Genomic DNA, 14,110 nt, shown 5'->3' on the forward strand with positions numbered 1-14,110 from the left:
AAGTAACACATAAATAACCTTGAGAAATCAGGGTTATTTTTATAGAGAAAAGAAAATGCATCATAGGCAAATTAAAGAGATTGTCATCTGTTTGTAAAAATAATTATAAAAAGGTTATAAGTGGTAATGATTTAAAAAAAACTAACGATAATATTGTAGATGTATCTTATTTAATATAAAAGATAAATTCTAAGAAGGGGGAAATAAAATAGGGGATAAAATTATGAATGATTTAGATGAATTAATAAAGATTGCAATGGAATTGCAATCAATAGCTCAAAATGGCCTAACATATACAAAGGATCCGTTTGATAAACAGCGTTTTGAGAGAGTAAGGGAAATATCAGCACAAATGATAAGTATGAAAACAGAACTTCCACTTGAAAAGGTTAAAGATTTGTTTTGTAATGAAACTGGCTATCAGACACCTAAAATAGAAACACGAGCAGCAATATTCAAAGAAAACAAAATTTTACTTGTAAAAGAGCAAGACAAATGGTCACTTCCAGGCGGTTGGGTTGATTACAATGAATCAATTGCGTCTAACACAATTAAAGAAGTAAAAGAGGAATCGGGTTTAGATGTTATTCCTTTAAGGGTTATTGCAATTCAGGATAGAAATAAACATAATTTTCCGAAATTTGCTTATGGAATTTTTAAAGTGTTTGTTCTTTGTTATGTAATAAGTGGTAGTTTTAAAGAAAATGATGAAACAACTGAAAGTGGTTTCTTTTCTCTTGATAATTTGCCTATCATAGATGAAAATAAAAATGTTTATGATCAAATTAAAATGTGTTTTGATGCATATAAGAATGAAAAATGGGAAGTTGTATTTGATTAGTTATATTGTTCTAATTGATATAAGTATTGTTTTCATATATGACAAATTATTAATATGTTATAAAGAGAAAAAAGTATAAAATTAAAGGAAGTGAGTTTTAGTGAGGGTTTGGTACATAAACTCTTTCACTAAAGATAAAATATGAATATTAATAGTACAACAAATTTAACAAAGATTAAATTTGATACAAGTCAGGCTTTAGTAAATAAAAATGATAAGATTAAAGAAAAATGTGTGCCAGATGAAATAACAATTATACCATGGGAAGATATAGATTATGAAAAATGCATAGGGAAAGATGGAAATGAATTTGAGGTAGTTAGTTATTACAAGATTAAAGAGGAAGTTTTAAATAAAGATTATCTTGATGTGTTTTCTTCAAAAGCTCAAGGTGAAGATGTAAAATGTTATGATTATTATGTAAAAAATTTTATAGCTGAAATAACTAAAAATTTAAGTGATAGTAGTAGTTTAAATGACGATGTACAATCATTAGAAAATGGAATAAATGATCTTGTTAAAGAACTGAAAAAGAACACTTTAGAGGGTGTTTCTAATAACATAGAAAACTTAAAAACCAAGTTTAGTGTAAATGGGGTAAATTTTACTTTAAAAGAATTAATGGATTCTTCAAAAGTTATGGAGTATGCAAAATTTACTATACCTAATATAAAAAGTGGTTTAGATTATGATAATTATGCAGAAATGGGAATAGCTAAAGGTAAGGTAAATACTTATGCAGAAAAAAACTTAAATACAGATCAACAAGGACTACTTAATTCAACTATGTCTGCAAGAATACAAAAGATTATAAATTCAGTTCCAGAAAGAATAGATGAAAATTATAAGAAATCTATAGTTGTGGATGTAGATAATAAATTCTATGGTATTAAATATGTACAGACTGCTACTAATATAGAGTATGCCAAAAATATTATGAATGTTTTTGAAAATGTAGACTATTCAAGTAAAGAAAGTTTTGAAAAAGCTACACAAGTATATAGAGATCTTATAAAACCCGTATTGGAATCAGCAGGTGTTAAAAATATGGGAAGAAATCAAGCTTTAACTGATACAATTAATTATGAAGTTAATAGACTCAAATCTTTATTTGATGAAAATTGTAAAAGTGTTATTTTATCAATTGATAGAGTAAAGAAAGTGATTGGAAATTCAAAAAAGATAATAGATGTTTGGAGATAAGTTTAAAAATTAATAATATAAAGTTTATACTTGAAGCAACTCAAATAGAGGTGCTTCTTTTTTAGTTTATGCAGAAATTTAAAGAAACAACAAATATATAAATACTTAAAAATAATGTGTCATAATAAATTTTGGCAAGAATGGTATTTAAGAATAACAATACTTAGAAATTCAATTTTAATATTCATTTAAAAATTCTAATTGTAAATTATTATAAATATAGTTACAATATGGATAAGGCGAAATTAAATTTAAAAAGGAGGTAAGAACATATGGAATTCATAAAGCTTACACAAGATAATCTTGAGACGGAACATATTTGTTGTGCTATTGCCAATAACAAGGATGTACAGGTTGTGTCAAAAAAGTTGTGGTTGAAAGAGCGATTGGATGAAGGACTTGTTTTTTTGAAATGTAGTGTTCGTGGAAAATGTTTTATAGAGTATATTCCAGTAGAAAATGCATGGTCCCCAATAGATGCTAATGAATATATGTACATTAATTGTCTTTGGGTGTCAGGAAAATTTAAGGGTCAAGGATATTCTAATTTACTTATGGAGGAATGTATTAGAGATAGCAAAGAAAAGGGAAAGAAAGGGCTTGTTGTTTTATCTTCAACAAAGAAAAAGGGATTTCTTTCAGATCCTAAATATTTAATATATAAAGGTTTTAAGATAGCTGACACAGCAAATCCATATTTTGAACTTATGTATCTTCCATTTTATGAGGACTCACCAAAACCATGTTTTAAGTCTCAAGTAAAAGATATATCCAAAGAGGTATGTAGGGATGGATTTACATTATATTACACAAGTCAATGTCCATTTACTGCAAAGTACGTTCCAATTCTTGAGAATATGGCAAAAGAGAGAAATGTTAGGTTCAAATCTATTCATATTACCACAAAAGAACAAGCACAGAATGCATCAACACCATTTACAACTTTTACTTTGTTATATAATGGTGATTTTATTACTCATGAAATATTATCAGAGAAAAAATTTGATAATATTTTAAAAGAAAGAGGAATTTAAATGTATATTACCGTGGAAATTATCTAGATAAGGTTAAAATTAGAAATAGGGGAACATTTTAAGCTTTAACTATGAAGAACACAGATTAAAAACAAGAATATATTAAAAAATAGTTATAAAACATAATGAACTAGGAGAAGGGGATTATGAGAAAATACTTTAAAAGTGTAAGAATATGTTTAATCATAAGTATAGTAGCTGATGGATTAGTAACTGCATCTAGTTCTATGCTCATGTATATTCAAAAAGTACTATTTGATTCAATAGGGGCAGGAGAAAGCGTTGGAATTTGGAGTTACATATTAGCTTTAATTATATGTATAGGCGCAATTATATTTTTTTCATATGTAACAATGATATTTAGTATTAAAAGTAGAGTAATGGTTGGAAAAGAAATGAGAAGAGATTTCTTTTCGATTATTACGAGTTATAGTAGCGAAAGATTTCATTCAAAACAGTTAGGGGAGTATATATCCATACAAGGAAATGACATAAAGGTATTAGCTAATTCATATTTAAACGCTGTAGTCGATATAATAAAGTCAATTAATATGTTTATTATTTATGGAGTTATAATGTTTGTATTTGTTAACTGGAAAATGGCAATAGTAGTTTTAATTTTAGCAATTTTTTCAGCTTTTATTCTTCCTAAAATAACTGAAGAAAAATTGTCAAAGAGAAATAAAGATTATTTAGATGATACTGGAAAATGTAATTCAAAAATACTAGATTTGATGTATGGATTTAAACTTATAAATAGCAATACTAGAGAAAATTTTAATAAAGTTTTTAATGAAAATATAAAAAATAATGCTAAAGTAGAGTTTTTATATAAACATGTGGAGTCAATTGCAAACGCAATGAATTCTACTGCCACATATCTAATTAATGGAATTGTAATTATTATTGCTTCAATTATGATGTATAGAGGAGAAATAACAATTGGAACAGCTGTTGCATCTATTGGGTTTACAACTTTATTTACTGAGCCAGTTGAAGTTTTTATTTATGCTATAAATGTATATAAATCAAGCAAAGGAATAAAAGGAAAAGTAGGAGATATGATGAATTTTGAACCAGTAAGTTTGGTTGAGAAAAATTCATTTGATAAAGGAATTGAGTTTAAAAATGTAAGTATAAAATATGATGATTTTTGTATGGAAAATATATCTTATAACTTTAGTAAAGGAAAAAAATATGCAATAGTAGGTAGTAGTGGTTCTGGAAAGAGTAGTTTGATGAAGGCATTGATTAAAGAGAATTTTATTGATGAAGGTGAAATATTAATTGATGGAATTAATATAAAGGATATAGATATAAGTCCAATTATTAGTTATATTAGTCAGGAAGAACATATATTTGAAGATGATTTTTATAATAATGTCACATGTTTTTCTTCATATTCTGATGAAAAATTAGAGGATGTTAACAGCTATCTAAAAGAAGAATTTCTTGAACCAATTAAAAATAATCCTAATTCATCAACACTGAGCGGTGGACAAAAAGGATGTATTAAGTTTATTAGAAGTTATCTTGAGGATAAAGAAATATGCATATTTGATGAGGTGTTTGCAGGTGTAGATAATCAGAATATGAATGTTCTTAAAGAATATATATTAAAAACCAATAAAACAATTATAATGATAACACATAAACTTGTTGATAATTTAGATGAGTTTGATGATGTCCTAATTTTAGATAAAGGAAAAATTTTGAGCTAAAAAATATTCTTTAATGTGGGAGAAAATAGAATAAATAAATACAGAAAATTCAAAAAACAAATTATATATAGGGTTCAAAGCTCAAATATATTTTTATGTAAGCTTAATTTAAGGGGAAGAGTACTATGAAGAAATATATAATGAAGGTAAAAAAATACCTTATATCTCAAATTATAATAGATGCTTTATTAGTAATAATACTTTCATTTTTGCCAGTTATTCAGAAAAATTTATTTGATACAATTGAAGGAAAGGGTGAATTACATATAGGAAATTATATATTTCTATATGTGTTCAGTTTAATTATTATAGCAGTATTAGCTTATTTTAATTATTTAATAACAAGCAAAGGAAGTATTGAGTTTAGGAGAGTATTAAAAAAAGACTTATTTAGATCAATTACATTTTATAATAATAAAAAATTTATAGAAAAATCAGTTCCAGAGTATATATCAATATTCAATAATGATTTAGCATCTATTGATGAAGATTATCTTTTAGGAATGGTAAGTATTATTAAGGCTGTTAATATGATTATTATTTATAGCGTTACTATAATACTATTCTTTGATTGGAGAATTGCAATATTACTTTCCGTGATATCAGTAATAAGTATAACAATCTTTCCAAGGTTCACTTCAAAAAAATTAGCAGATCAAAAGTATGAAGAACTTAAGAAAACAGAATTGTATACATTAAAATTTACTGATTTACTTCAGGGAATTAGATTGTTTAATAACAAAACTAGAAAGCATCTAGAATTAGAACATGAAAAGAAGCTAGGAGAAATGGCTGATATTGAATATAAATATGGACGAATGAGATCAATTGCTATAGTTGTAAATGGTGGTTCAACATATTTAATAAATTTTATTTCTATATTATTAGCAGCATATCTTTGTATTGAAGGAAAAATTACAATAGGAGCTGCAGTAGCATCACTAGGATATATATATTCATATATACCACCTATGCAAATGTTAATGAAAGCTATAAATGGATTGAATGCATCAAAAGATGTAAGGAAAAAGCTCATAAATCTTTTAGATAGTTATGAAGGAACAACTCAGTATGAGAAAATAAAAGAATTAAAATCAAATATAGAAATAAAAAACATGAATATTAAATTTGATGAATTTGAAGTAAAAGATTTCTCGTTTAAGTTTGAAAAGGGAAAAAAATATGCACTTATTGGAAGTAGCGGTTCTGGAAAATCTACTATACTAAAAGGGTTAGCAGGTATTAATAAAATAGAATCAGGAAATATTTATATAGATGGATTGGATATAAGTAACATTGATACAAGTGATGTTTTAGCATATTTAGATCAGAATGAATATATTTTTTCTGATGGATTTGAAAATAATATTACTGTGTATGATTCATATTCAATGATAGGAATAGATAAAATAAAAAACGGTATAGATAAGTATGTATACAACACGATTTCTAAAAGTAAAAACTGTAATGAATTAAGTGGTGGAGAAAAGAAGACTGTTGCTATTTTTAGAAAACTAATACAAGAATCGTCTATTCTTTTATTAGATGAACCTTTTACTGGAGTTGATAAGAAACTTTCTAAAATTCTTATGGATGAGTTACTGAAACTTGAAGATAAAACTATTATTATGGTAACTCATGATATAAAAGAAGAATTAGAAGGATTTGAGGAAATAATACTCATGAAAAATGGACAAGTAATTAAAAATGGAGAATTCAGTGTAATAAGTGAAACTCCAGAGTATAATAATTTAGCAAATGGAGAAATTGTTACAGCTTAAGTTGAAATTAATATCTACTTAATACAAGTATAGTTATGACAATAATTATTATAAAAGTTATTAAGAGAAACTTTAAAATTATACAAATGAAATAGAAGGAACCTTGAGAAGTCAAGGTTCTTTTTTGTGAAAAATATAAGCATTTATTTGAATTGAAGAGTAAACTTTCAATTTTAATTTATATATTGTTATAAAAATATTTTTTAGGATATAATAATTTAAAGGACGTGAAAAAATTTGAATAAACAACATGATTTTGATGCCGCATAGAAATATATACTAGAAACATTCGAGGTAGAAATCACAGAATTATTGTTTCCAGAACTCTTTGATAAGATAGCATGGGAATTAGGCACAGAATCTTTAGATAAGGAATTACTAGAAATACAAAAAGAAATATTAACATATAACTTTAAAACTATAGATATAGAAACATTAGAATTAAATAAAATAAGTGAAGAAAATCCATTAAAATTAGTTTTTAAAATGGCGAAAACCTTACTTCAAACAGGTGCAGAAGATGAGGATATATTTAATGCAAAAATAAATTTAGCAGAAGAATTAAAGGATTATGATAAAGTTAAAAATAATGAGCAAATAAAAGCACTAGTAGATTTTCTAGAATATTTGTTTCTAATCAATGATGAAGAATTAGATGAAAAATATAATGAATATAAAAGAATAAGTGGGGGTGTATATAAAATGACAATAGAAGAAATAAGAAAAAAATATTATACACAAAAAGGAAGAGAAGAAGGGATAGAAAAAGGGAAAATAGAAATGGCAATAGAAATGCTAAAAGATGGAGAGCCAATAGAGAAAATAGTCAAATATTCAAAACTTACAGAGGAACAATTAAAGGAACTAAAGAAAAATTTATAAAAATATATATTAGCGATGGTTAAGTATATAAAATGATAATAGATGAAATAAGAAAGAAATATTACACACAAAAAGGAAGAGAAGAAGAAAAATTAGAGTTAGCTAGAAAGTTATTGGATATTTTAGATGATGAAACTATATCTTTAAAAGTGGGATTAGATATAAATGAAGTTAAAAAAATAAGAAAAAAAACCGAGGCAGGTAATTAACCTGCCTTTTTATTAAAGGTAGTAGAGGAAAAGATAAAAGTTACATATATAAACTATAAGAGATAGACAAGTGTAATGTAGGGGATTGATGTATGTTACAGCAGAAAAAACTTGAAACAATAACTAAAATAATGTATCATCTATAGAGAAACAAACTCGGATTTTAAATTATATTTTATATAATTATTACTTAAGAAAAATAAAAATTAATATAAAAGTTTAAACTTAAAATGATTTGAGACCCTTGGGTGTATTTAGAAACATTCTAGGGTTTTACTATGCCGAAAGGTATTAGGTACAAGTTGTGTGTTTACCTTTAGAAGAATATGTTAAAAATACAAAAAGAAGATTTGAATTTAATCTTTATGAAGATTAATTAGAGGAGGATATATTATGAAGATTTCAAAGAAGGATGCTTTGTCATGGTTTGAGTTTTTTGCAATGTTGCCAGAAGAAGAGGAAGTTATGACAAAACAACAAGAAATTATTTATGCTACTTTTGCGCAAATTGAAGAAGCAATTGATCATAGAAACGATATGTTAATGTCAGAAATTAAAGGATTAAAAAATATAGAGAATAGAAGTTTATTTGTGGGAAATGAAAGCAAGTATCCAAAAGGATGTCGTTCTTGTTTATTAGGAACTGGTTTAAGTGCAATTAGAAAAACAAATAAATGTAACATACAATGTAAGTTCTGTTACAATTACGGAGAACTAGGAGATATTCCACCAATTGGTGAAGGTATGTGGGAAATTGGCGGAACAAAATTCTATGAAAAGGATATTGATTTACTTCTTTCTATACATAATAAACCTACAGGTATTTCATATGTTTACTTAGAGCCATTTATGGAAATTGAAAAATACTATTCTGTTATAAAGAAATTTAGTGATGCGAAAATTCATCAACATTTATATACAAATGGGCTTTTAGCTACAGAAGAAACATTAAAAGCATTAGCAGAAGCTGGACTTGATGAAATACGTTTCAATTTAGGAGCATCTAATTGTTCAGATAAAGTTATTGAAAATATAGGAATAGCAAAAAAATACATTAAAAATGTAGGTATTGAAACTCCAATGACTCCTGAGTTTTTTGAAGGATTCTTTAAGAAAAAACAAGCAATATTAGATACAAAATTAGATTTTATAAACTGTGCAGAATTACATTTAAATGAAAACAACATAGATAATTACTATGGAGAAAACATGTATGTATCTAGACATGGCTATATATCTCCAATTTGGAGTAGAGAATTAACTTTAAAATTCATGAAAATAGCAGATGAAGAAAATTGGGATTTAGCAGTTCATGATTGTTCTAATAACACAAAATTTGCTAGAGATTTAAATTTAAGTAGCAAAGAAGGAAAGTGGTTTGGAGCAAGCAGCTATGGATGTGAGTTTGCTAAAACACCATATGAAGCATTTTTACCAATATTACGTGATGACAATTTTAAATTCTTAACTGAAGAAGAATTACCAGAAGGATATAAACCAGGAGAATTACTTTTCTAGTTTATATTTATGCAAATAAAAGTGAGTATTATTAAAGTATTTTTGATAATACTCACTTTTTATTTATGTAGATTATCATATAGATATTAATAATAAACAAATATTCCATTAGATTTTAAATAATTGAATACATAGGAAACAAAAAATGATTAGGTGCGCAAAACCTAATCATTTTTCATTATGGGTTTAAAGTAATGTCACAAACAGTATTGCTACTGAATTTAAAATTTATCTAATTAAGATACATTTGCAGATGTATCTTTAGTAACTAGCATTTTTATGTTTAAATTTATCTTTAAAAGCATCAACTAATATTGCAATGGCATTATCGCCAGATATATTACAAGCAGTTCCAAAACTATCTTGTGCAATATATAAAGCAATCATTAAAGAAAGTTGAGCTTCGCTAAAGCCAAGATTTGTTTGTAGTACTCCTAGTGCTGCCATTACAGCACCACCTGGAACGCCTGGAGCAGCAACCATTGTAACTCCTAACATAGCTATAAAGCCAGCAAATTGTCCAAATGATAATGGCATACCATTTAATAGCATAATAGCTATGGCACATGATGTTAAAGTAATTGTACTTCCTGATAAGTGGATAGTTGCACAAAGAGGAACTACAAATTCCCTAACCCCTCTAGATACCTTGTTTTTTTCAGCACATTCTAAGTTTACTGGAATGGTAGCAGCTGATGATTGAGTACCTATTGCAGTTAAATAGCCAGGAATTTGATTTTTTAAGCAAGATATAAGATTTTTCTTTCCAACAAAGCAAGCTACTGCAAATTGGAATGTTATCATCAAGATATGCATTGCAAGTACAATTAAGAATACTTTCCAAAAAACAGATAATATTTTACGTACTTCTCCTGCATAAGTCATATTTGCAAAAATACCCATTATATGAATTGGTAACAATGGAATTAGAGCTTTTTCTATTGTTTTCTTGACTATATGTTGAAATTCTATAGATGCATTTAATAAAGTTTTTCCTTTAATTGCAGCAATACCTAAGCCAAGGAGAAATGCTAATATTAAAGCTGTTGTAACAGGCATTAAAGGTGTCATTTCAATTTTAAAAAGTGGTTGAAGTAAATGTTCTTCTGGATTGACTGCATTTGATATAGTTTTTGTAGTAGCTATAAATAAAGGAAATATTTTTGATGATACAAAAAAAGCAAAAAATCCAGCTATAAGTGTAGATAGGTATGCAAACAAAGTAGTTATGCCAAGCATTTTTCCAGCACTTGCACCTAACTCAGCTATTCCAGCAACTATAAATCCAATGATTATAAGTGGTATAACGAAATTTAAGAAATTTCCAAATATGGAGTTAAAGGTAGCAAGAATCTCCACTACTATTCTTGGAAAGAATGATCCAAAAATAATTCCAAGTACTATTGCAATTATAAGTTTTGGTATAAGTCCTAATTTTTTCATAAATTAATTATCCTCCTTTTATAGTTTAATTATAATAATTTAATAAATTAAGAGTATTCTTGTTAATGTAGTTAGTATTATAGCAAAGTAAAATAAGAAAAAAATGTTTTTTTATTAAGTTTTTTGAAATGTTTAGTTATAATAAAGAAATAACTAAAATTCTTAGAATTACATCTTTATTTTTGTTAATTAAAAAAATAAGACTAATAATCATGGATATAGCTTTAATAAAAATTAAGCTAAAACACAAAAATGGGAGATTGTATTTATGAAGAGTACAAATAAGACGTAAGTTCAAAATTTGATGGATTAACAAAATTTATAGTTTATTGTATTGTTGAAAAATTTAATTGAATTTATATTAAAAAATTAGGCATTTTAAAAATTATAATTAAATAGTAAGGGGGAAAACATTATGGAAAATAATTATTTTATTGTAGATGGTGAGGTATTGCCAGATATATTTAATAAAGTTGTTAAGGTTAAACAATTATTGTATAAGGGATATGTTAAGGATATAACAGAAGGAGTTAAGGTGGTAGGTATTAGTAGAAGTGCATATTATAAATATAGAGACAAGGTTTTTTTGATGACAGAAGATGTTAAGGGACAAAAAGCTACAATTTCAATATTAGCAAGTCATGAATATGGAACCTTATCTGAGATACTTGAGGTAATAGCAAAGTTTAAGGGTAATATAATAACAATAAATCAAGATATTCCTATAAATAATGCAGCTAACATAACAATAACTTTGGATATATTAAATCTTGAAAGCAGTATCGAAGAGCTGATAGCTGAAATTAAATCATTAATTAAAGTTATAAAAATAACTTTAATAGCTATTGAATAATAATTAGTAAAAATGCAACTTAATATCTAACAATATCCTATTAACTCTAAAGTTTTTATAAATTATATGTGGTTAAAAGTTCATACTCAAAATTATCAATTACTAAATGTAGGTAAAATTAAGAATAAGAATATATAGAAAATATATTTAAACTTATATAGATAGAGTGTAATGAATAAAATATACATTAGAATATAGAATATATTGGTTAAAATGTATATAATTAAAATAAGATAAAGTTTAGAAATATATAATATCATTATGATTTCTAAAATAGGAGGCAGGTTAGATGGATAAATGTCCTACGTGTGGGAAAGAATTGACAGAAGAGATGATTTGTATAAAAATGTGTTTTCAATGTGGGAGCAAATTAGAAGATAATATTAATGAACTTTCAAAGAATGAAATTAATAGGCTAAAGGAAATAGAAAAAGAAAAGGAAAAAATTGAAATTGCGAGAAAAGAAAAAGAATTAAAAGAAAAAATCAAACAACATTTACTTACAACTGGTTTTAATTTTGAAGGATATAAAATCAGTGAATACAAAGGTATTGTTAGTGGTCAAGTTGTATTAGGTACTGGTTTTTTTAGCGAATTTTCTGCGGCAGTTAATGATATATTTGGTACAGAATCAAATGCTATGGCTAATAAGGTACAGACAGCAAAGAAAGCTGCTATGAATAAATTAATTGAATCATCAATTAAGCAAGGTGGGAATGCTATTATTGGTGTTGATTTTGATTTTGTAACATTAATAAATAATATGATTGGAGTTTTTGCTAATGGAACATCTGTATTTATAGAGAAAAGTATTTAACAATATGGAATATCTTTAAAATATATAATAAAGGTTAATTTTTAAGCTCACAGGTTTTAACTGTGGGCTTTTATATATGGCTAAATTATGTAAAATTATATTTACATAATTTGGTGATTGTCATGTAAAAACTTAATAAATACTTAGTGTTGATGAAATGGTGAAAAGTATATATAATACCATATTGAATACTACTGATGTTTTTAATATTTGAATATATATGTGTTAGAATGTAAAAATAGATTTAAAATATAAAGATTATTTAAATAAAGGAGTCTTACAGTTGAAAAATATTATTATAGTTGAAGACGATAAAGCATTATCTAACGGAATTACACTAGCTTTAAAGAATCCAGAGGTTGATATTTTACAATGTTATGATATTGCATCTGCAAAACAAAATCTATCAAAAGGCGACTTTGATTTATTGATTTTAGATATAAATTTGCCAGATGGAAATGGGCTTGATTTACTTTGTGAAGTTAAAAAGGAATATCCTATGCCTGTAATTATGTTAACAGCAAATGATATGGAAACTGATATAGTTACAGGACTAGAAATGGGTGCAGATGATTATATTACAAAACCATTTAGTCTTGCTATACTTCGTGCTAGGGTAAATACACAGCTAAGAAAGCAGAGCTTCGTAAAATCAAATTATTTTAAGCAAGATGGATTTATATTTGATTTTGATAAAATGGAGTTTTTCAAAAATGATACTTTAATTGAGCTTAGCAAGACAGAACAAAAGCTTTTAAGAATGCTTGTAGAGAATAAAACTGTTACTTTAGAGCGTAGTATTTTGATAGATCGTATCTGGACAGATGGTGCAGAATATGTAGATGAAAATGCTCTTTCGGTTACCATCAAAAGGCTTCGTGATAAGCTTGAAGATACTCCTACAAAACCACAATATATCAAAACTGTCTATGGAATTGGTTATTTGTGGGCGGTGAAGTAGATGAATATATTTAAAGTAAATAAAGTTATGGATCGTTTAAATGAAATGATAGATAATGCTATAGATGGAAAACCAATAGAAAGTAGTTTTGATGAAACTAAGATGTCATCATTAGAAACAAAATTAGCTCATTTTCTTACAATGAACAGTACTACTAAAGATCAGATTGCAGAAGAAAAAGCAAAAATAAATGAACTTATTTCAGATATTTCTCATCAGACTAAAACACCTCTTGCAAACATTTTATTGTATACACAATTGTTAGCAGAAAGTGATTTATCTGAGCAAGAACGAAAATGTGTACATTTACTTATGGAGCAGTCTGAAAAGCTGAATTTTTTGATTTCTTCTCTAGTAAAAACTTCTCGATTGGAAACAGGAGTGATTTCTGTGTCTCCAAAGCTTAATAGTATAGAGAAACTTCTAGATAATGCAATAAAACAAGCAAATACAAAGGCTGAAGCTAAAAATATTGAATTGACGGTTGAAAAAAAAGAAATCTATGCAATGTTTGATCTTAAATGGACAGCAGAAGCACTATATAATATTATAGATAATGCTATTAAGTATACTCCCTGTGGAGGGAATGTTTCAATATCTACAACAGCTTATCAGCTTTTCTGTCGTATAGATATTACAGATACAGGAATTGGTATGACTGAAGATGAAACAGTAAAAGTTTTTTCTCGATTTTATCGTGGGCATTTAGTAAACGATGAAGAGGGTGTTGGGATAGGGCTTTATTTGGCAAGAGAAATAGTTGCAAGTCAAGGTGGATATATTAAAGTTCAGTCAAAACCCCAAAAAGGCTCTACATTTTCTATGTTTCTACCAATGGAAGGCTAAA

General features: G+C 26.6%; 13 protein-coding genes. 12 read left to right on the forward strand and 1 reads right to left on the reverse strand.

Annotated elements, in window-relative coordinates:
• Positions 1 to 223: 223 nt before the first annotated feature.
• From AC07E4_RS01135 to AC07E4_RS01170, 8 genes are all read left to right on the forward strand, one after another.
• Positions 224 to 841, forward strand: coding sequence for an NUDIX hydrolase N-terminal domain-containing protein (locus tag AC07E4_RS01135; protein ID WP_430830627.1), 618 nt, complete (start codon positions 224 to 226; stop codon positions 839 to 841).
• A gap of 141 nt (positions 842 to 982) precedes the next feature.
• Positions 983 to 2,044 (forward strand): hypothetical protein, encoded by a 1,062-nt coding sequence (locus AC07E4_RS01140; RefSeq protein WP_478215535.1) that lies wholly within the window; start codon positions 983 to 985, stop codon positions 2,042 to 2,044.
• A gap of 272 nt (positions 2,045 to 2,316) precedes the next feature.
• Entirely contained in the window at positions 2,317 to 3,078 is a 762-nt protein-coding gene (locus AC07E4_RS01145; protein ID WP_478215536.1) for a GNAT family N-acetyltransferase, read from the forward strand.
• A gap of 146 nt (positions 3,079 to 3,224) precedes the next feature.
• Complete coding sequence (locus tag AC07E4_RS01150) at positions 3,225 to 4,799, forward strand: ATP-binding cassette domain-containing protein (RefSeq protein WP_478215537.1); 1,575 nt, start codon at positions 3,225 to 3,227, stop codon at positions 4,797 to 4,799.
• A 125-nt stretch (positions 4,800 to 4,924) separates the two neighbouring features.
• Positions 4,925 to 6,580, forward strand: a complete 1,656-nt coding sequence (locus AC07E4_RS01155) for an ATP-binding cassette domain-containing protein (protein WP_478215538.1) — start codon at positions 4,925 to 4,927, stop codon at positions 6,578 to 6,580.
• 312 nt (positions 6,581 to 6,892) lie between these two features.
• Positions 6,893 to 7,462 (forward strand): RpnC/YadD family protein, encoded by a 570-nt coding sequence (locus tag AC07E4_RS01160; protein WP_478215539.1) that lies wholly within the window; start codon positions 6,893 to 6,895, stop codon positions 7,460 to 7,462.
• Positions 7,463 to 7,494: 32 nt separating this feature from the next.
• Positions 7,495 to 7,671, forward strand: a complete 177-nt coding sequence (locus AC07E4_RS01165) for a hypothetical protein (RefSeq protein WP_478215540.1) — start codon at positions 7,495 to 7,497, stop codon at positions 7,669 to 7,671.
• A gap of 393 nt (positions 7,672 to 8,064) precedes the next feature.
• Positions 8,065 to 9,189: a radical SAM protein gene (locus tag AC07E4_RS01170; RefSeq protein ID WP_040328018.1), complete on the forward strand. Its 1,125-nt coding sequence runs from the start codon at positions 8,065 to 8,067 to the stop codon at positions 9,187 to 9,189.
• 261 nt (positions 9,190 to 9,450) lie between these two features.
• Here the strand turns inward: AC07E4_RS01170 and AC07E4_RS01175 are convergent, their stop codons facing one another.
• On the reverse strand, positions 9,451 to 10,632 hold the full coding sequence (locus AC07E4_RS01175) for a dicarboxylate/amino acid:cation symporter (RefSeq protein ID WP_478215541.1): 1,182 nt from the start codon (positions 10,630 to 10,632) through the stop codon (positions 9,451 to 9,453).
• Between the two features lie 415 nt (positions 10,633 to 11,047).
• On the opposite strand from AC07E4_RS01175, the gene AC07E4_RS01180 reads away from it, so the two are divergent.
• The 4 genes from AC07E4_RS01180 to AC07E4_RS01195 all read left to right on the forward strand — a co-directional run bounded on the left by AC07E4_RS01180 (position 11,048) and on the right by AC07E4_RS01195 (position 14,109).
• Positions 11,048 to 11,485, forward strand: coding sequence for an ACT domain-containing protein (locus AC07E4_RS01180; RefSeq protein ID WP_040328016.1), 438 nt, complete (start codon positions 11,048 to 11,050; stop codon positions 11,483 to 11,485).
• Positions 11,486 to 11,774: 289 nt separating this feature from the next.
• Positions 11,775 to 12,302, forward strand: coding sequence for a YbjQ family protein (locus tag AC07E4_RS01185; RefSeq protein ID WP_478215542.1), 528 nt, complete (start codon positions 11,775 to 11,777; stop codon positions 12,300 to 12,302).
• A gap of 283 nt (positions 12,303 to 12,585) precedes the next feature.
• Positions 12,586 to 13,263, forward strand: coding sequence for a response regulator transcription factor (locus AC07E4_RS01190; protein ID WP_478215543.1), 678 nt, complete (start codon positions 12,586 to 12,588; stop codon positions 13,261 to 13,263).
• On the forward strand, positions 13,264 to 14,109 hold the full coding sequence (locus AC07E4_RS01195) for a sensor histidine kinase (protein ID WP_430830614.1): 846 nt from the start codon (positions 13,264 to 13,266) through the stop codon (positions 14,107 to 14,109).
• The last annotated feature ends 1 nt before the right edge of the window (position 14,110 follow it).

Source organism: Clostridium amazonense (genome assembly GCF_056431285.1).